We start from the raw sequence: 18,020 nt of genomic DNA, 5'->3' as shown, positions 1-18,020 counted from the left end.
ACCCAGGGTGAACCCGCGGCCGGGCCGGGTCCACCCGACGCGGTCCGGGCCGGCCGGGCTGGCCGTCGCGGCTGACTCGATGCTCAACGGGCCAGCTCCGGGCGGAGCGCGGCGTGCAGGGACTGCAGCGGACGGACGGTCATGTCACCCCGGATCCGGGCTTCGATGCCCATCACTGCGGCGGCGGCGCCGGGGACCGTGGTGATGCAGGGGATGTCCGCCGTCACGGCGGCGCTGCGGATCTCGTAGCCGTCCGAGCGGGCGCTCGCGCCGGAGCCCTGCGGCGTGTTGATCACCAGCGCGACCTCGCCGGCGAGGATCAGCGAGACCGCGTCCGGTCCCGCGCCGGCCTCCTCGTAGTGCTTGCGGATCAGCTCGCAGGAGATGCCGTGCCGGCGCAGCACCTCGCCGGTGCCGGTGGTGGCGACGATCTCGAAGCCGAGGTCGGCCAGCCGCTTGACCGGGAAGATCATGCCCCGCTTGTCGCGGTTGGCCACCGAGACGAAGATCCGGCCGGCGGTGGGCAGCGAGCCGTACGCGGCGGACTGCGACTTGGCGAACGCCTCGCCGAACGACACGTCGATGCCCATCACCTCGCCGGTCGACTTCATCTCCGGGCTGAGCAGCGAGTCGACGCCCTTGCCGGCGGGGGTACGGAACCGCTTGAACGGCAGCACCGCCTCCTTGACCGCGATCGGCGCGCCGGCCGGCATGGCGCCGCCGTCCCCGGTCGCCGGCAGCAGACCCTCGCCCCGCAACTGCCCGATGGTCGCGCCGAGCGCGATCCGGGCCGCCGCCTTGGCCAGCGGCACCGCCGTCGCCTTCGACACGAACGGCACGGTCCGCGAGGCGCGCGGGTTGGCCTCCAGCACGTACAGCGTGTCGTCCTTGAGCGCGTACTGCACGTTGAGCAGGCCGCGCACGCCGACCCCGCGGGCGATCGCCTCGGTGTAGGAGCGCACGGTCACCAGGTGCGAACTGGCCAGCGTGATCGGCGGCAGGGCGGACGCCGAGTCGCCGGAGTGGATGCCGGCCTCCTCGATGTGCTCCATCACGCCACCGAGGTAGACCTCGCCGTCGGCGTCGCAGAGCGCGTCCACGTCGATCTCGATGGCGTCGTCGAGGAACCGGTCCACCAGCACCGGGTGGTCCGGCGACACGGCGGTGGCCCGCCCGATGTAGTCGCGCAGGGTCGCGTCGTCGTAGACGATCTCCATGCCCCGCCCGCCGAGCACGTACGACGGGCGCACCAGCACCGGATAGCCGATCTCGTCGGCGATGGCCTTGGCCTCCTCGTACGAGGTGGCGGTGCCGTGCGCCGGCGCCCGCAACCCGGCCCGGGCCAGCACGGCGCCGAACGCGCCCCGCTCCTCGGCCAGGTTGATCGACTCCGGCGAGGTGCCGACGATCGGCACCCCGGCGTCCTTGAGCCGCTGGGCGAGCCCGAGCGGGGTCTGCCCGCCGAGCTGGACGATCACCCCGACCACGCCGGGACCGCCGGCCGCCTTGCCGGAGCTGTCCTCGGCGTGCCAGACCTCCAGCACGTCCTCGAAGGTCAGCGGCTCGAAGTAGAGCCGGTCGGCGGTGTCGTAGTCGGTGGAGACGGTCTCCGGGTTGCAGTTGACCATCACGGTCTCGTACCCGCCGCGCAGCGCCATGACCGCGTGTACGCAGGAGTAGTCGAACTCGATGCCCTGGCCGATCCGGTTCGGCCCGGACCCGAGGATCAGCACCTTCGGCCGGTCCGACGGCGCCACCTCGGTCTCCTCGTCGTACGACGAGTAGTGGTACGGCGTGGTCGCGTCGAACTCGGCCGCGCAGGTGTCCACCGTCTTGTAGACCGGTCGCAGGCCGAGCCGGTGCCGCAGGGTCCGTACCCCGTCCTCGGCCGCCAGTTCCGGACGCAGCGCGGCGATCTGACGGTCGGACAGCCCGGCCCGCTTGGCCCGGCGAAGCAGCTCCTCGTCGAGCACGGCGGCGTCGACGATCTCGGCGCGCAGGTCGACCAGCGCGGCGATCTGGTCCAGGAACCACGGGTCGATCCCGCCGGACGCCTCAGCGACCCGCGCCACCGAGGCACCCAGCCGCAGCGCCCGCTCCACCGTGTAGAGCCGCCCGTCGTGCGGCGTCGCCAACGCCCGCAGGGTGTTCTCCAGGGTGGCGCCGAGGGGATCCGGCAGGGTCCAGAAGCCGGCCGCCTTCGTCTCCATCGAGCGCATCGCCTTGTTCAGCGCCTCGGTGAAGTTGCGACCCAGGCTCATCGCCTCGCCCACCGACTTCATGGTGGTGGTGAGCTCCGGGTCGGCGCCGGGGAACTTCTCGAACGCGAACCGCGGGATCTTCACCACCACGTAGTCCAGCGTCGGCTCGAACGCGGCCGGAGTCTGCAGGGTGATGTCGTTCGGGATCTCGTCGAGCGTGTAGCCGATGGCCAGCTTCGCGGCGATCTTCGCGATCGGGAAGCCGGTCGCCTTCGAGGCCAGCGCCGACGACCGGGACACCCGGGGGTTCATCTCGATCACCACGAGCCGGCCGTCGCGCGGGTTGACCGCGAACTGGATGTTGCAGCCGCCGGTGTCCACCCCGACCTCGCGCAGCACCGCGATGCCGAGGTCGCGCAGCGCCTGGTACTCCCGGTCGGTCAGGGTCATCGCCGGGGCCACCGTCACGCTGTCCCCGGTGTGCACGCCCATCGGGTCGATGTTCTCGATCGAGCAGACCACCACGACGTTGTCGTTCCGGTCGCGCATCAGTTCGAGTTCGTACTCCTTCCAGCCCAGCACGCTCTCCTCGATGAGGACCTCGTGCACCGGGCTGGCCGCCAGGCCGGCGCCGGCGATCCGGGCCAGTTCGTCGGGCGTGTGCGCCATGCCGGAGCCGAGCCCGCCCATGGTGAACGACGGCCGGATCACCACCGGCAGGCCGAGTTCCGCCACGGTCTGCTCGACCTCGGCCATCGAGTGGCAGACCCGCGACCGCGGCGTCTGCCCGCCCGCGGCGGCCACGATGTCCTTGAACAGTTGCCGGTCCTCGCCCCGGCGGATGGCCTCGATGTCCGCGCCGATGAGTTCCACGCCGTACTTCTCCAGGACGCCGGAGGAGTGCAGCGCGACGGCCGTGTTCAACGCGGTCTGCCCACCCAGCGTGGGCAGCAGGGCGTCCGGCCGTTCCTTGGCGATGACCAGCTCGACGAACTCCGGCGTGATCGGCTCGATGTACGTCGCGTCGGCGAACTCCGGGTCGGTCATGATGGTCGCCGGGTTCGAGTTGACCAGGCTGACCCGCAGCCCCTCGCCGCGCAGCACCTGACAGGCCTGCGTGCCGGAGTAGTCGAACTCGCACGCCTGCCCGATCACGATCGGCCCCGAGCCGATCACCAGGACGTGTTCCAGGTCGGTCCGTTTCGGCATCAGCGCGCCCCCTCGGTCGGCTTCCGGTCGTGGCGGCCCGATCCCTCGATCAACTCGGCGAACCGGTCGAACAGGTAGTCGGCGTCGTGCGGGCCGGCCGCCGCCTCCGGGTGGTACTGGACGGTGAACGCGGGCACCTCACGGGCCCGCAGCCCTTCGACCACGTTGTCGTTGAGGCAGACATGACTGATCTCGACATCACCGAACTCGGTGGAGATCAGCCGATCGGGCACCACCGCGTCGGCAGCGCCGACCCCCGGCCGCGCCCCGCCGGCCGCGCCGGGCTGGTCGTCGCGGCCCGGCCAGGCGACCGCACCGGGCTGCTCGTCGCGGCCCGGCCAGGCGACCGCGAAGCCGTGATTGTGCGACGTCACCTCGACCTTGCCGGTGGACCGGTCCAGCACCGGCTGGTTGATCCCCCGGTGGCCGTAGCCGAGCTTGTAGGTGCCGAAGCCCAGCGCCCGGCCGAGCACCTGGCTGCCGAAGCAGATCCCGAACAGCGGCAGGCGGCGGGCCAGCACCTCCCGGGCCAGCGCCACCGGGTGGTCGGCGGTGGCCGGGTCGCCCGGTCCGGGCGAGATGAACACCGCGTCCGCGCCGGTGGCCAGCACGTCGTCCAGGGTCGACGAGGCGGGCAGCACGTGGGTGGTGACGCCGCGGGCGGCCAGCCGGCGCGGCACGTTGCGCTTGATGCCCAGGTCCAGCGCGGCCACCGTGAACCGGTGCTCGCCGATCGCCGGCACCGTGTACGGCCGTTCGGTGCTCACCTGCGCGGACAGGTCGGCGCCGACCATCGAGGGGGCCTGGCGAACCCGCTCCAGCAACGCCCGTGGGTCGTCCTCGACGCTGGACACGCCGACCCGCATCGCGCCCCGCTCGCGCAGGTGGCGGGTCAACGCCCGGGTGTCCACGCCACAGATGCCGACCACGCCCTCGGCGGCCAGCCGGTCCTCCAGGCCGCCGATGGCCCGCCAGTTGGAACCGATCCGGGCCGGGTCGCGGACCACGTAGCCGGCCACCCAGATCCGGCCCGACTCGTCGTCCTCGCCGTTCACCCCGGTGTTGCCGATGTGCGGCGCGGTCTGCACCACCACCTGCCGGTGGTAGGACGGGTCGGTCAGGGTCTCCTGGTAGCCGGTCATGCCGGTGTTGAAGACCGCCTCGCCGAAGGTCTCCCCCACGCTGCCGTACGCCTCGCCACGGAACGTCCGCCCGTCCTCCAGGACCAGGATCGCGGACCGCCGCCGGATGGAACTCATTTCACAGCCTTTCCGTCGAGGACCGTCGGCTCGCCGTGCAGGAAGGTGGCGACCACCCGGCCGGGCAGTTCGCGCCCCGCGTACGGGGTGTTGCGGCTGCGGCTGGCCAGGTCGCCCGGGTCGACGACGCGCCGGGCGGTCGGGTCGACCAGGGTGAGGTTGGCCGGGACGCCGGGCGCCGGGGTGCGACCGTGGCCGGTGAGGCCGGCGATCCGGGCCGGGGTACGGGACATCCGCTCGGCGATCAGGTCCCACCGGGCGACGTCGGCCCGCCCGGCACCGGCGCCGGACGCGTCACCGTCGCCCAGCACGTCGATCACGACCGACAGCGCCGTCTCCAGCCCGAGCATGCCCGGCCGGGCGTACGCCCACTCGCACTCCTTGTCCTCCACGGCGTGCGGCGCGTGGTCGGTGGCCACCACGTCGATCACCCCGTCGGTTAGCGCCGCCCGCAGCGCGAGCACGTCGGCCCGGGTCCGCAGCGGCGGGTTGACCTTGAACACCGGGTCGTAGCCGGCGGCCAGTTCGTCGGTGAGCAGCAGGTGGTGCGGGGTCACCTCGGCGGTGACCCGGACCCCTCGGGCCTTGGCGTGCCGCAGCACCTCGACGCTGCCGGCGGTGGACACGTGGCACACGTGCAGCCGGCTGCCGACGTGCTCGGCGAGCAGCACGTCCCGGGCGATGATCGCCTCCTCGGCCACCGCCGGCCAGCCGGTCATGCCGAGCCGGGTGGACACCTCGCCCTCGTGCAGCTGGGCGCCCTCGGTCAGCCGTGGCTCCTCGGCGTGCTGGGCGATGATCCCGTCGAACGCCTTCACGTACTCCAGCGCCCGGCGCATCAGCCGGGGGTCGGCGACGCAGAACCCGTCGTCGGAGAAGATCCGTACCCGGGCCGCGGAGTCGGCCATCGCGCCCAGTTCGGCCAGCCGCTCGCCGGCCAGCCCGACGGTGACCGCGCCGATCGGCTGCACGTCCACCAGGCCGGCCTCCCGGCCGAGCCGCCACACCTGCTCCACCACCCCGGCCGTGTCGGCAACCGGGGAGGTGTTGGCCATCGCGCAGACCGCCGTGTAACCGCCCAGCGCCGCGGCCCGGGAGCCGGACTCGACGGTCTCGGCGTCCTCGCGTCCCGGCTCGCGCAGGTGGGTGTGCAGGTCCACCAGGCCGGGCAGGGCGACCAGCCCGGCGGCGTCCAGCACGCCGGCGCCGCGGGCCGACAGGCCACGCCCGACCTCGGCGACCACGCCGTCGCGGATCAGCAGGTCGGTCGGTTCCGCGCCGAGGACACCGACCCCCTTGATCAGGTACGGAGAACTCATTTACTCATCCCTCCGAGCAGTAGGTAGAGGACGGCCATCCGCACGGAGACCCCGTTGGCAACCTGTTCGACGATGGTGGACCGGGGCGAGTCGGCGACCTCGGGGGCGATCTCCATGCCCCGGTTCATCGGTCCGGGGTGCATCACGATCGCGTGGTCGGGCAGCCGACGGCACCGGGGCGCGTCCAGCCCGTAGCGCCGGGCGTACTCGCGGGCGGACGGGAAGTAGGAGTCGGCCATCCGCTCCCGCTGCACCCGCAGCATCATCACCACGTCCGTGCTGGGCAGCACCGCGTCCAGGTCGTACGACACCTCGGTGCCGGGCGCGAGCGCGGCGCCGATGTCCACCGGGATCAGGGTGGGCGGGCCGACCAGGGTGACCTTGGCACCCAGGGTGGACAGCAGCAGCACGTTCGACCGGGCCACCCGGCTGTGCAGCACGTCGCCGACCACGGCGACCTGGAGGCCGGCGAGCCGGCCCAGCCGGGACCGCATGGTGTACGCGTCGAGCAGCGCCTGGGTCGGGTGCTCGTGGGTGCCGTCGCCGGCGTTGACCACGCAGCCGTCGACCCAGTTGGCCAACCGGTGCGGCGCGCCGGACGCCGGGTGCCGGACCACCACCGCGTCGGCGCCCATCGCCTGCAGGGTCAGCGCCGTGTCCTTCAGGCTCTCGCCCTTGGAGACGCTGGATCCCTTGACCGAGAAGTTGATCACATCGGCGGAGAGGCGCTTCGCGGCGGCCTCGAAGGAGATCCGGGTCCGGGTGGAGTCCTCGTAGAAGAGGTTCACCACGGTCCGGCCGCGCAACGCGGGCAGTTTCTTGACCTCCCGCCCGGAGACGGTGGCCATCTCGGCGGCGGTGTCCAGGATCAGGGTGGCGCGCTCGGCGTCCAGGTCGGCGCCGGACAGCAGGTGTCGCATCAGGATCGCTCCCCGTAGAGCTTGACCTCGTCGGTGCCGTCGGTCTCGGCCAGGGTGACCTTCACGCTCTCGCTCAGCGCGGTCGGGATGTTCTTGCCGACGTAGTCGGCCCGGATGGGCAGTTGCCGGTGGCCGCGGTCGACCAGCACGGCGAGTTGGACCGAGTTGGGCCGGCCCAGGTCGCTCAGCGCGTCCAGGGCCGCCCGTACGGTGCGGCCGGAGAAGAGCACGTCGTCGACGAGGATCACCCGGCGGCCGTCGATCCCACCCTCGGGAAGTTGGGTGGGGCCCACCGCGCGGGTGGCCTGGCGACGGAGATCGTCCCGGTAGAGAGTGATGTCGAGCACACCGACCGGCACCCGGACGCCTTCGAAGGCACCGATCCGGTCGGCCAGCCGACGGGCCAGCGGCACACCCCGGGTGGGGATGCCGAGCAGGACCGTGTCGGCGGCGCCCTGGGTCTTCTCCAGGATCTGGTGTGCGATGCGGTCGACCACGCGGAGCAGATCGGCACTGGTCAGGATGCCCTTCACGGACGGTGCTGACGCCGCCTGCGGGCTGGCAGCCGAGGGTAAGGCCACGGCGGACCTCCTTCCCCGCCTCACGGGACGGGTCGTTAAAGGATGTCGGGTTCGGCCTGGTCAGATGCGGTCAGGCCGGGGCTGGCCGTCACGTTACCAGCGATCCGGGGTGGCCGAACCCGGGCCGGGCAACGAGGGTCGTACGTCACTGACCGACTGATCAGCGGGCTGCTGTGGCAGGCATCTTCGGCGGGCCGGGGCCGACACGAAAGTAACTGGCACTTGACCCCGTCTCGCAATCCCCGTACCGTCACGCTCCGTAGCGACCGCTGGGGAGAACCCCGAGCCAGCACCCTGGGAGTGACGCCAATGCCCTCTGAGTACGCCAAGTCGTTGGGCGCCCGACTGCGCTCAATCCGCCAGCAGCAGGGGCTCTCCCTGCAGGGGGTGGAGGAGAAGTCGAACGGGCGCTGGAAGGCCGTTGTGGTCGGCTCGTACGAGCGTGGGGACCGGGCAGTCACCGTGTCCCGGCTCGCCGAGCTGGCCGACTTCTACCGGGTGCCCGTCTCGGAACTGCTGCCCGACGGCAGCGGTGTCCGGCACGAACCCACCAACAAGATCGTGCTCGACCTGGAGCGGCTCTACGACGAGGCGTCCGAGGAACTCGCCTACGTCGCCCGCTACGCCCGGGCCATCCAGCAGCAGCGCGGTGACTACAACGGCCGCGTGCTGTCCATCCGGGCGGACGACCTGCGGGCGCTGGCGATCGTGTACGACGCCTCCCCGTCCGGGCTGATCGAGCGGCTCACCGAGCACGGTGTGCTGGTCGCCGACCCGCGGGCGCTGTTCGCGTCCTGACCCGAGCCGGCCGAACCCGAGCCGGCCGACCGCGAGCCGACCGACCGCGAGCCGACCGACCGCGAGCCGACCGACCGCGACAGGGCGGGTGCCATCCGGCACCCGCCCTGTTCGGCACCGGTGTCAGCGGGTGGCGTACTCGGCGATGCGGCCCAGGACCCCGTTGAGGAAGCGCGGCGAGTCGTCGGTCGACATCTGCCGGGCCAGTTCGACCGCCTCGGTGATCGCCACGGCGTCGTCGATCTCGTCGACGTAGAGCAGTTCGTAGACCGCGATCCGGGCCAGGTTACGGTCCACCACCGGCATCCGGTCGAGGGTCCAGCCCTCCGCGTAGCTGGCGATCAACTCGTCGATCCGGTCCAGGTGCTGGGCCACCCCCTCGACCAGGCTCACCGCGTACCCGAGGTGTTCGGGACGGGGCTGCTCCAGCCGCTGGATGTACCCGGCGAGCACCTCAACCGGCGGCCGGTCCCGCAGGTCGGCCTCGTAGAGGACGTCGAGGGCCCGCTTACGCGCCTTGCGGCGGGCGGGCATCTGCTGTTTGGGACCCTCGGCCATCAGGAGCGGCCGAGGTAACGGCCGTCGCGGGTGTCGACCTTGATCTTCTCGCCGGTGGTGATGAACAGCGGCACCATCACCGTGGCCCCGGTCTCGACGGTGGCCGGCTTGTTGCCGCCGGTGGAGCGGTCGCCCTGCAGCCCCGGCTCGGTGTAGGTCACCTCGAGGAAGACGCTGGTGGGCAGCTCGATGTAGAGCGGCACGCCCTCGTGCAGGGCCACCGTCGCCTCGGCCTCGGGCAGCAGGTAGTTGGCCGCGTCGCCCACGGTCTGCCCCGGCACCGGGATCTGGTCGAAGGTGTCCAGGTCCATGAACACGTAGTCTTCGCCGTCGGCGTACAGGTACTGCATGGTGCGCTTGTCGACGGTGGCGGTCTCGACCTTGGTGCCCGCGTTGAAGGTCTTGTCGACAACCTTGCCGGACAGCACGTTCTTCAGCGTGGTGCGGACGAACGCACCGCCCTTACCGGGTTTGACGTGCTGGAACTCCACGACGGCCCACAGATCGCCGTCGAGGTTGAGAACCAGACCGTTCTTGAGGTCGTTGGTGGTGGCCATTTCCTGCCTTGATCTTCAATTGACGGACAGACCCGGCAAGTCTACTGGTCGGCCACGCCCGACAGCCGGGCCAGGTGGTGCAGCGCCAGCCGGTAGCCGTCGATGCCGAGACCGCAGATCACCCCGGTGGCGATCGCGGAGATCACCGAGTGGTGCCGGAACTGCTCCCGGGCGTGGATGTTGGAGATGTGCACCTCGATCAGCGGACCGCGCAGCATCGCGCAGGCGTCCCGGACGGCGTACGAGTAGTGCGACCAGGCGCCCGGGTTGAGCACCACGGCGGCGGCCTCGTCGGCCGCGGCGTGCAGCCAGCCGAGCATCTCGTGTTCGGCGTCGGTCTGCCGAACCTCGACGTCCAGGCCCAGCTCGGCGCCGTCGGCCCGGCACCGCCGCTCCAGGTCGGCGTAGGAGGTGACGCCGTACACGTCGACCTGCCGGGTGCCCAGCCGGCCAAGATTCGGGCCGTTGAGCACGTACACCCTCATCCGCCGACCGCCCGGTACGCCGCCCGCAGCAGCTCGTCGTCCGGGCCGTCGAGGATCTCCGGCCGGCCGGTGCCGGCCAGCACCACGAAACGCAGCCGCGCGCCCCGGGTCTTCTTGTCCACCCGCATCGTGGCCAGCAGGTCCGGCCAGGCGTCCGCCCGGTAGCCGGTCGGCAGGCCGAGCAGGTCGAGCACCGTCCGGTGCCGGCGGGCGGTCGGCTCGTCCAGCCGCCCGGCGAGCCGGCTCAGCTCGGCCGCGTAGACCAGGCCGACCGCGACGGCGTGCCCGTGCCGCCACCGGTAACCCTCGGCCCGCTCGATCGCGTGGGCCAGCGTGTGCCCGTAGTTCAGCACCTCGCGTACGCCCGATTCGCGCAGGTCGGCGGAGACCACGTCGGCCTTCACCCGGATCGCCCGCTCGATCAGCTCGCGGACCACCGGCCCGTCCGGTACGACGGCCGCGACCGGGTCCGCCTCGACCAGGTCCAGGATCGCCGGGTCGGCGATGAAGCCGCACTTGACCACCTCGGCCAGGCCGGCGACCAGGTCCACCGGCGGCAGGGTGGCCAGCGACGACAGCTCACACAGCACGCCGGCCGGCGGATGGAAGGCGCCCACCAGGTTCTTGCCGGCCGCGGTGTTGATCCCGGTCTTGCCGCCGACCGCGGCGTCGACCATGCCGAGCAACGAGGTCGGCACGGCCACCCAGCGGACCCCGCGCAGCCAGCAGGCCGCGACGAAGCCGGCCAGGTCGGTCACCGCGCCGCCGCCCAACCCGACCACCGCGTCGGTACGGGTGAAGCCCGCCTCACCCAGCCGGTCCCAGCACCGGGCGGCGACCTCGATCGTCTTGCCGTCCTCGGCGTCCGGCAGCTCGATCGGCGTGGGCGCCACCCCGGCCGCCCGCAACCGCTCGGCGAGCGCGTCGGCCCGTCCCTTCAACGGTGGCGCGAACAGCACCGCTACCCGGGTCGCGCCCACCAGCAACGGCGGCAGCGCGTCGAGCAGGTCACGCCCCACCAGTACGTCGTACGGCCGCTCGCCGCCGACCGGGATCCGGGTCACCTCGTCCATCGGCTGGCAGCCTAGTCGTTCCGGGGCGCCGCCGGGTGCCCTCGCGACGCCCGCAGCCGCGCCGCGTCCAGCCGGTCGGCGGTGGCCCAGTCGGCGAGCCGGGCGGCGTGCCGGGCCACGGCGGTCCGCAGCTCGTCCGGGGTGAGCACGGTGAACGGCCAGCCCAGCCCGGCGAGCAGGTGCGCCATCCCGTCCAGGCTCTCCGCCCGGGTGTGCAGCAGCACCCCGTCGTCGGTCTCGGTCAACCCGGCCACCGTGGCGGGGATCCGCCGGCTGGCGGTCGGTAGGTCGACCGCCAGCAGCACCCGTACCTCGACCGCGTACGGCACGGCCGCCAGCCCCCGGGTCACCTGGGCGACCGGGTCGAAGCCGGCCGGCGCGGTGAAGGTCTCCGCCCCGGTGGTCACCTCGTCGACCCGGTCCAGCCGGAAGGTCCGCGGCTGCCCGCGCAGGTGGTCGTGTCCGGTGACGTACCACCGGCCGGCGTGGAAGACCAGGCCGTACGGGTCGAACCGGCGCCGGGTCCGTTCGCCCCGCCAGGACCGGTAGTCGAGGGTGACCCGGCGCCGGTCCCGGGCCGCCGCGCCGAGGGTGAGCAGGGTGTCGGTCGCCGGCTGCGGTCGCGGGTCCCGGGGACGCATGGTGAAGCCGAGGTGTTCCCGCAGGCCGGCGAGCCGGTCGGCGAGGGCGGCCGGCAGGACCCGGCTGATCTTCGCCAGCGCGGACCCGGTGGCCGGCGCCTCGGTGGCGAGCCCGATCCGCTCGGCGGCCAGCAGACCGAGCACCACCGCCGCCGCCTCGTCCTCGGTCAGCATCAACGGCGGGAGCTTGAAACCGGGCCGGATCCGGTAGCCGCCGTACCGGCCCCGGCCGGCCTCGACCGGGACGCCCAGGGCGGTGAGGGTGCCCGCGTACCGGCGGACGGTCCGCTCGTCGACGCCGAGCCGGCCGGCCAGCTCGACCCCGGTGAGCCGGTGGTGGGCCTGCAGCAGTTCGAGCATGCCGAGCACCCGGGCGGCCGGACGTGACACGGGCCACACTCCTTATCCGGGCGGGTTCTGTCCGGATGCCATCGTACGGTCGCCGGAACGACGGGAACGAAGGAGCGAGCAATGGCGACATTCGTACTGGTGCCGGGGTTCTGGCTGGGGGCCTGGGCGTGGCGGGAGGTGACCGCCGGGCTGCGCGCCCACGGACACGAGGTCCACCCGCTGACCCTGACCGGGGTCGCGGACCGGGCGCACCTGGCCGGCCCGGAGGTCGGCCTCAAGACGCACACCGAGGACATCGTGCGGGTGGTCGAGACCGAGGAGCTGCGCGACGTGGTGCTGGTCGGCCACTCCGGCGGCGGGATGCCGGTGGCCCAGGTCGCGGACCGGATCCCGGACCGGCTGGCGCGGGTGGTCTACCTGGACAGCGGCCCGCTGCCGGACGGCACGGCCCAGTTCGACGTCAATCCGCCCGAGGAACAGGACCGGCTGCGCGGTCTGATCGGTGCCGGTCACCTGCTGCCGCCCCCGGCCTGGGATCCGGCGGCCGACCCGCGGAACCTGGCCGGCCTCGACGCCGACACGCTGGCGCTGCTGCGTCGCCGGGCGACCCCGCAACCGCTGCGGGCGGCGACCGACCCGGTCCGGCGCACCGGCGCGGCCGCCCCCGTGCCGACCGCCCTGATCTCCTGCACCTTCCCGGTCGAGGTGGCCCGGTCCATGATCGAACAGGGACACCCGTTCTTCGCCCTGCTCGCCGGGGCAGACCTGCACGGGCTGCCGACCGGGCACTGGCCGATGTTCAGCGAACCGGAGCGGCTGGTCGCGATCCTCGACGAGATCGGCCGGAAGAGCTGACCCACGGTCGGTCGGCGTCCTCGGGCCCGCCGTCGGTGGCGGCGGGCCCGACGGCTCGCCATGCTCACAGTCAGACCTTGAGCAGGGCGACGATCTCCTCGACGATCTCCTCGGGGGTGCGCCCGTCGGTGCCGACGGTCCCGACGGCGACCTGCTCGTAGAGCGGGCGGCGCTGGTCCATCAGATGCTTCAGGGTGGCCCGCGGGTTGAGCGCGAGCAGCGGCCGGCCGGCGCCCATGCCGATCCGCTTCATCGCGTCCGGCAACTGCACCGACAGGTGGACCACCGGATGTCCGGCGAGCGCGGCCCGGGTCGACTCGGCCAGGATCGCCCCGCCGCCCAACGCCAGCACCCCGTCGAAGGAGGCCAGCGCCACCGTCACGGCGGCCCGTTCCAGGGTACGGAAGTGCTCCTCCCCCTCGTCGATGAAGATCTCCGGGATCGGCTTGCCGGCGGTCGCCTCGATGTCCAGGTCGGTGTCCCGGAAGCCGCGGCCCAGCCGGTCGGCCAGCAACTGCCCGACGGTGCTCTTGCCGGCGCCGGGCGGGCCGACCAGCACGCAGACCGGCCCGGTCGACGGCGTTCCGGCGGCCGTCGGGGCGGTCACCGGATCACCAGGTGGTCGAGGTAGCCGGCCAGGTTGCGGCGGATCTCGGTCACCGAGTCGCCGCCGAGCTTCTCGGTCGCCGCCTCGGCCAGCACCAGCGCGACCATCGCCTCGGCCACCACCGCGGCGGCGGGCACCGCACACACGTCGGACCGCTGGTTGATGGCGGTGGCCGGCTCGCCGGTGCTGACGTCCACCGTGGACAGGGCCCGGTTCAACGACGAGATCGGCTTCATCGCGGCGCGTACCCGAAGGGGTTCGCCGGTGGTCATGCCGCCCTCCAGGCCGCCGGCCCGGTCGGTGACCCGACGCACGCCGGTCGCGGTCGGCACGATCTCGTCGTGCGCCACCGAGCCCCGGGAGCGGGCCTGCTGCCACGCGTCGCCGATCTCCACGCCCTTGATGGCCTGGATCGACATCAGCGCGGTGGCCAGCCGGGCGTCCAGCTTGCGGTCCCACTGCACGTGACTGCCGAGGCCCGGGGGCAGTCCGTAGGCGAGCACCTCGACGATGCCGCCGAGCGTGTCGGCGTCCTTCTTGGCCGCGTCGACCTCGGCGACCATCCGTGCGCTCGCCTCCGGGTCGAGGCAGCGCAGCGGGTCGGCGTCCACCCGCTCGGCGTCCTCCGGCCGGGGCTGCAGGCCCGGCTTGGCCGCCACCGAGCCCAACTCCACCACGTGCGAGACGATCTCCACGCCCAGCGCCTGCCGCAGCAGCGCCTTGGCGACGGTGCCCACGGCCACCCGGGCGGCGGTCTCCCGGGCGCTGGCCCGTTCCAGGATCGGCCGGGCGTCGGTGTGCCCGTACTTCTGCATGCCGGCCAGGTCGGCGTGGCCCGGCCGGGGACGGGTCAGCGGGGCGTTGCGGGCCTGAGCGGCCAACTCCTCCTCGGACACCGGATCGGCCGCCATCACGGTGCGCCACTTGGGCCACTCCGAGTTGCCCACCCGTACGGCGAACGGGCTGCCCAGGGTCCGGCCGTGCCGCAGGCCGCCGATGATCTCGACCTCGTCCTGCTCGAACGCCATCCGGGCGCCCCGGCCGTAGCCGAGCCGCCGGCGGGCCAGCTCGCGGACGATGTCCGCGCTGGTCACCTCGATCCCGGCGGGTACGCCCTCCAGCACGGCCATCAGGGCGGGGCCGTGCGATTCACCTGCGGTCAGCCAGCGCAACACGTTCCGACGCCTTCCGTCTCAACGGCGGCGAGGACTCCGGCTCGCCCGCCCGCCGATCAGTCTGTCACGCTCGGTGCCCGCTCCGGCTCCCCGCCCGCCGCGTCCCGCCCTGCGGACGCGGGGCCAGGCGGGCGGCCAGGTCGTCACGGTCCTGACCGGATCAGGTGACCGGCATCGGGACGAGTTGGAACCGGGCCGTGAGCCAGGGCAGGATCTCCTGGTACGCCACCGGGGTCTGCGGTTTCAGGTTGTCGTGGCTGAGGATGATCGAGCCCTTACGGGTCTCCTGCCGCACCATCGCCGCCATGTGACCGGTCATCTTCGCGCCGCTGCCGTACTTCGCGGTCTGCCAGCACTCGTCGTCGACGTTCCAGGACAACGGGATCATGCCGAGCCTCGCGGCGAAGCCGTTGAGCCGGGTGGTGAAGTTGCCGTACGGCGCCCGGAAGTACTGGATCTTCGCGCCGGGCACCGCCTTGTGGATCTGCTCGTTGGTCGCCACCAGGTCCCGCATCAGGTACTTGTCCGGCCGCTTGGCCAGGTCCTCCAGGTGCTGCCAGGAGTGGTTGCACAGGGTGTGCCCCTCGGCGGCGATCCGCTTCACGATCTCCTGGTTGTCCCGCACCCGGTGGCCGACCAGGCAGAAGGTCGCCTTCACCCCGTGCGCCTTGAGCAGGTCGAGCAGCTTGGGGGTGTTCACCGGGTCCGGCCCGTCGTCGAAGGTCAGCGCCACCGCGTCGGTGCCGGTACGGCTCTGCGAACCGGCGGGACCGTGCATCACCTCGGGTCGCGGGCTCGGTTTGGGGCCGGGGGCACCGCCCGGCTGCGTACCGGCCCCGGCCGGCCCCGAGGTCGACGCGGTAGCCGGATCGCCGGCCGGCTGACCGGGCCTGGCCGCGCCGCCGTCGGCCGCCGGTGCCGCCGCGGCCCGGCCGACCGGCTTCGGACCGATCACCTGCCGAGCGGAGGACGACCCGCAGCCGGCGACGGTGAGCAGCAGCGCCAGGCCCAGGGCCGGGACCCGGACGGCGAACGGCAGTACGCGTACCAGATGCATCGGAAGAAACTCCCTGAGGCGGAGGGGACGCTTCCCGAGGAACGCTCGTCCGGCGAATGGTACGCGCCGTCATCTTCCAATCAACCAGCTCCGGTCGCCCGGAACAAGACTTGATCTTCGGTTGTGGACGGTCGACGCTGTCCGGCATGACCTGGGACCCGTTCGGCACCATCCGGAACGCCCTCTGGATCGGCGGCGGCCAGTGGGCCGGCAAGTCCACCGTCGCCCGGCTGTTGGCGGTGCGGTACGGCCTCACCGCGTACCACCACGACTACCACGACGCGCGCGGCCACGACGACCGCCGGTTGGCCCACCGGGTCCGCAGTGGACAGTCCGCCGAGCGACCCGATCCGGAGCGGGAATGGGTCACCGCGACGCCGCAGGAGATGGCGGAGGCGGCGCTGGCCGACTTCGAGCTGCGGTTCGAATGGATCCTCGACGACCTGCGGGCGCTGGTCTCCGGCCGGCCGGTGCTCGCCGAGGGTTGGGGACTACGGCCGCACCTGGTGGCCCCGATCCTCGACTCGCCGCGTCGGATGGTGCTGCTGGTGCCCACCCCGCAGTTCCGCCGTCGTCAGGTCGCCGAGTTGCCCCGGGCCGGCGCGCTGGGCGTACCGGTGAGTGATCCGGAACGGGCGCAGCGCAACCGGCTCGCGCGGGACGAGCTGGTCGCCGCGGCGGCGGCGGATTCGGCCCGGCGGCTCGGCGTCCGCGTGATCGAGGTGGACGGATCGGGCGGGCCGGAGGCCGTCGCGCACATGGTCGCCGACCACTTCGGGCCCTACCTCCACCGCGTCTCCACCGACTGAGCGAGCGATCGAGCCGACCTATGCGACGTCGGGTCGGGTCATCAGCGGCGACCGCAGGTGCACCACCAGATCGGGGCTGCTCATTGGCACGGTGTGCCACGTCGCCACGGCTGTCCCCGCGGCGGCGTCGACCACCAGCCGGACCCGGTGCGGAGTGGTGATGACGTAGAGGTCGGCGACGAACGTGTCGCCCTGCCAGGCGCCGGCCGCGACGACAGGACGGCCGAGCGGGAGGCTCTCCCGCCATTCGCCGTGTCCGACGTCGACGGTGAGCGACGACCCTATCCGCAGGCGCCAGCCATCGTCCAGGGCGTCGAGGAGCACCGTGGTGCCGTCGGGCAGCGGCGGACACTCGGCGGAGGCGTCGATTCTCGCCTTGGCCGCACGTCCCGGGGCGGCCACACCCGACACCGGCGCCAGTGACAGCCGCCGCAGCCGGTCCGCGAGAAGCTCGTCGTCCCGGGCGCCGTCGCGGTGGTCCATGCCGGGCAGCAGACACTCCCATATCGCGTCGAACGTCGCCTGCTCCTGGGATGTGGCGCAGGTCAGGACCACCACGAGGTCGTGCTCGGGGACCACCACGCACTGCTGGCCGTAGGCGCCGTTGGCGAAATAGCCGTGCCGCGACATCCAGAACTGGTATCCGTACCCGCACTGCCAGTCGGCGCCCCCCGCGCCGATCTCCGCGGGCGGGGTCTCGATGTGCCGGCTGGTCGCGAGCCGCACCCATTCCCGCGGTGCGAGTTGCCGGTCCCCCCACCGGCCCTCGCACCGCAGCATCTCACCGAAGGCGGCGACGGCCTCGGTCGTGAGGTGCAACCCGTGGAATCCGAAGACGGCGCCGCTCGCCACCCGGTCCCATTCGGCGTGGTCGACGCCCATCGGCTCGAACAGCCGCTCGTCGAGCAGCTCCGGCAGGCCGCGGCCGGTCGCTCGTTCCACCATCCGGGCCAGGACGAACGTGGTCGCGTTGTCGTAGGCGTGCCGCGTTCCCAGCCCGTCCAGGAACGGTACGCGCAGGAAGCCCTTTACCAGGTCGCCCGGTTCCAGCCGCCAGGCCTCGGCGAGGCTGTCCGTCCGGTGCCCGCTCGTCATCGACAGCAGGTGGTGGACGGTGAGCCGCCGGCCCTGCTCCGGGATGCCCTCCGGAACGTGGTCGGGCAACACGTCCACCACCCGGTCGTCCAGCGAGAGGCGTCCGTCGGCGATCGCGAGCCCCACGGCGACCGAGGTGAACGACTTGGTCACCGAGTACAGCAGGTGCGGGCGCTCGGCCGAGTACGGCGCCCACCAGCCCTCGGCCACGACATGGCCGTGGCGCACGATCATGATCGAATGACACTCGACCGATCGCGCTTCGAGCCGGTCCAGCAGGGCGGCGATCGCGCGGGAGGACACCCCCGAGTCGGCCGGCCTCGACCTCGGCAGCAGGGCGCGTCGCGGCGGCATCCGGGCACCCTAACAGGACCGACCGACCTGCTGGCCCTACGTTTTTGACCAGGTCTTTCAACCTTTCCGTTGACACGCTCGACGCCACCAGGTAGCGTCCAATCAACCGAGCGGTT

General features: G+C 72.6%; 17 protein-coding genes. 3 read left to right on the top strand and 14 right to left on the bottom strand.

Annotated features, from left to right (window positions below; translation table 11 throughout):
- Positions 1-83: 83 nt before the first annotated feature.
- Genes carB through pyrR form a run of 5 tightly spaced genes read right to left on the bottom strand, consistent with a single transcriptional unit; the run spans position 84 to position 7,489 of the window.
- The gene (gene carB, locus ACFOX0_RS09020; protein WP_377543439.1) at positions 84-3,410 is read right to left on the bottom strand and encodes a carbamoyl-phosphate synthase large subunit; all 3,327 of its coding nucleotides are present in this window, start codon (positions 3,408-3,410) and stop codon (positions 84-86) included.
- Positions 3,410-4,660 (bottom strand): glutamine-hydrolyzing carbamoyl-phosphate synthase small subunit, encoded by a 1,251-nt coding sequence (gene carA / locus ACFOX0_RS09015; RefSeq protein ID WP_377543586.1) that lies wholly within the window; start codon positions 4,658-4,660, stop codon positions 3,410-3,412. Before carA ends, carB begins: the two co-directional genes overlap by 1 nt.
- A 5-nt stretch (positions 4,661-4,665) precedes the next feature.
- Positions 4,666-5,988, bottom strand: a complete 1,323-nt coding sequence (locus ACFOX0_RS09010; RefSeq protein ID WP_377543436.1) for a dihydroorotase — start codon at positions 5,986-5,988, stop codon at positions 4,666-4,668.
- Positions 5,985-6,911, bottom strand: coding sequence for an aspartate carbamoyltransferase catalytic subunit (locus tag ACFOX0_RS09005; RefSeq protein WP_377543584.1), 927 nt, complete (start codon positions 6,909-6,911; stop codon positions 5,985-5,987). The genes ACFOX0_RS09010 and ACFOX0_RS09005 overlap by 4 nt, the downstream gene beginning before the upstream one ends.
- Positions 6,908-7,489: a bifunctional pyr operon transcriptional regulator/uracil phosphoribosyltransferase PyrR gene (gene pyrR, locus ACFOX0_RS09000; RefSeq protein WP_377543434.1), complete on the bottom strand. Its 582-nt coding sequence runs from the start codon at positions 7,487-7,489 to the stop codon at positions 6,908-6,910. Before pyrR ends, ACFOX0_RS09005 begins: the two co-directional genes overlap by 4 nt.
- A 309-nt stretch (positions 7,490-7,798) precedes the next feature.
- Between pyrR and bldD the strand changes: the two genes are divergently transcribed.
- Positions 7,799-8,287: a transcriptional regulator BldD gene (gene bldD, locus ACFOX0_RS08995; protein ID WP_095564825.1), complete on the top strand. Its 489-nt coding sequence runs from the start codon at positions 7,799-7,801 to the stop codon at positions 8,285-8,287.
- 123 nt (positions 8,288-8,410) lie between these two features.
- Here bldD and nusB read toward each other — a convergent pair whose 3' ends face one another.
- The 5 genes from nusB to ACFOX0_RS08970 are packed head-to-tail and all read right to left on the bottom strand — an operon-like array spanning position 8,411 to position 11,991.
- Entirely contained in the window at positions 8,411-8,821 is a 411-nt protein-coding gene (gene nusB, locus ACFOX0_RS08990) for a transcription antitermination factor NusB (protein WP_377543582.1), read from the bottom strand.
- A gap of 23 nt (positions 8,822-8,844) precedes the next feature.
- Positions 8,845-9,402 (bottom strand): elongation factor P, encoded by a 558-nt coding sequence (efp, locus tag ACFOX0_RS08985; RefSeq protein WP_377543432.1) that lies wholly within the window; start codon positions 9,400-9,402, stop codon positions 8,845-8,847.
- A 41-nt stretch (positions 9,403-9,443) separates the two neighbouring features.
- Complete coding sequence (aroQ, locus tag ACFOX0_RS08980) at positions 9,444-9,887, bottom strand: type II 3-dehydroquinate dehydratase (protein WP_377543430.1); 444 nt, start codon at positions 9,885-9,887, stop codon at positions 9,444-9,446.
- Positions 9,884-10,960: a 3-dehydroquinate synthase gene (aroB, locus tag ACFOX0_RS08975; RefSeq protein ID WP_377543428.1), complete on the bottom strand. Its 1,077-nt coding sequence runs from the start codon at positions 10,958-10,960 to the stop codon at positions 9,884-9,886. Before aroB ends, aroQ begins: the two co-directional genes overlap by 4 nt.
- An 11-nt stretch (positions 10,961-10,971) precedes the next feature.
- The gene (locus ACFOX0_RS08970; RefSeq protein WP_377543426.1) at positions 10,972-11,991 is read right to left on the bottom strand and encodes a helix-turn-helix transcriptional regulator; all 1,020 of its coding nucleotides are present in this window, start codon (positions 11,989-11,991) and stop codon (positions 10,972-10,974) included.
- 81 nt (positions 11,992-12,072) lie between these two features.
- Between ACFOX0_RS08970 and ACFOX0_RS08965 the strand changes: the two genes are divergently transcribed.
- A complete protein-coding gene (locus ACFOX0_RS08965) occupies positions 12,073-12,807 on the top strand; it encodes an alpha/beta fold hydrolase (RefSeq protein ID WP_377543424.1) in 735 nt (244 codons plus the stop codon).
- A gap of 70 nt (positions 12,808-12,877) precedes the next feature.
- On the opposite strand, the gene ACFOX0_RS08960 is transcribed toward ACFOX0_RS08965, so the two are convergent.
- The 3 genes from ACFOX0_RS08960 to ACFOX0_RS08950 all read right to left on the bottom strand — a co-directional run bounded on the left by ACFOX0_RS08960 (position 12,878) and on the right by ACFOX0_RS08950 (position 15,646).
- Positions 12,878-13,414 (bottom strand): shikimate kinase, encoded by a 537-nt coding sequence (locus tag ACFOX0_RS08960; RefSeq protein WP_377543422.1) that lies wholly within the window; start codon positions 13,412-13,414, stop codon positions 12,878-12,880.
- Complete coding sequence (aroC, locus tag ACFOX0_RS08955) at positions 13,411-14,589, bottom strand: chorismate synthase (RefSeq protein WP_377543420.1); 1,179 nt, start codon at positions 14,587-14,589, stop codon at positions 13,411-13,413. Before aroC ends, ACFOX0_RS08960 begins: the two co-directional genes overlap by 4 nt.
- Before the next feature lie 160 nt (positions 14,590-14,749).
- Positions 14,750-15,646, bottom strand: a complete 897-nt coding sequence (locus ACFOX0_RS08950) for a polysaccharide deacetylase family protein (RefSeq protein WP_377543417.1) — start codon at positions 15,644-15,646, stop codon at positions 14,750-14,752.
- Positions 15,647-15,792: 146 nt separating this feature from the next.
- Between ACFOX0_RS08950 and ACFOX0_RS08945 the strand changes: the two genes are divergently transcribed.
- Entirely contained in the window at positions 15,793-16,455 is a 663-nt protein-coding gene (locus tag ACFOX0_RS08945; RefSeq protein WP_377543416.1) for a hypothetical protein, read from the top strand.
- A gap of 18 nt (positions 16,456-16,473) precedes the next feature.
- Here the strand turns inward: ACFOX0_RS08945 and ACFOX0_RS08940 are convergent, their stop codons facing one another.
- On the bottom strand, positions 16,474-17,904 hold the full coding sequence (locus ACFOX0_RS08940) for a serine hydrolase domain-containing protein (protein ID WP_377543413.1): 1,431 nt from the start codon (positions 17,902-17,904) through the stop codon (positions 16,474-16,476).
- Positions 17,905-18,020 lie beyond the last annotated feature (116 nt).

It is taken from the genome of Micromonospora zhanjiangensis (genome assembly GCF_042650605.1).
Lineage (GTDB): Bacteria > Actinomycetota > Actinomycetes > Mycobacteriales > Micromonosporaceae > Micromonospora_J > Micromonospora_J zhanjiangensis.
The sequence above is the reverse complement of the archived record's forward strand: the minus strand, read 5'-3'. Positions and strand labels throughout refer to the sequence as shown.

Coding starts and splice junctions, on each gene's coding strand:
- carB (WP_377543439.1), bottom strand. CDS start 3,410: ATGCCGAAACGGACCGACCTGGAACACGTCCTGGTGATCGGCTCGGGG.
- ACFOX0_RS09010 (WP_377543436.1), bottom strand. CDS start 5,988: ATGAGTTCTCCGTACCTGATCAAGGGGGTCGGTGTCCTCGGCGCGGAA.
- bldD (WP_095564825.1), top strand. CDS start 7,799: ATGCCCTCTGAGTACGCCAAGTCGTTGGGCGCCCGACTGCGCTCAATC.
- nusB (WP_377543582.1), bottom strand. CDS start 8,821: ATGCCCGCCCGCCGCAAGGCGCGTAAGCGGGCCCTCGACGTCCTCTAC.
- efp (WP_377543432.1), bottom strand. CDS start 9,402: ATGGCCACCACCAACGACCTCAAGAACGGTCTGGTTCTCAACCTCGAC.
- aroQ (WP_377543430.1), bottom strand. CDS start 9,887: ATGAGGGTGTACGTGCTCAACGGCCCGAATCTTGGCCGGCTGGGCACC.
- aroB (WP_377543428.1), bottom strand. CDS start 10,960: ATGGACGAGGTGACCCGGATCCCGGTCGGCGGCGAGCGGCCGTACGAC.
- ACFOX0_RS08965 (WP_377543424.1), top strand. CDS start 12,073: ATGGCGACATTCGTACTGGTGCCGGGGTTCTGGCTGGGGGCCTGGGCG.
- ACFOX0_RS08950 (WP_377543417.1), bottom strand. CDS start 15,646: ATGCATCTGGTACGCGTACTGCCGTTCGCCGTCCGGGTCCCGGCCCTG.
- ACFOX0_RS08945 (WP_377543416.1), top strand. CDS start 15,793: ATGACCTGGGACCCGTTCGGCACCATCCGGAACGCCCTCTGGATCGGC.
- ACFOX0_RS08940 (WP_377543413.1), bottom strand. CDS start 17,904: ATGCCGCCGCGACGCGCCCTGCTGCCGAGGTCGAGGCCGGCCGACTCG.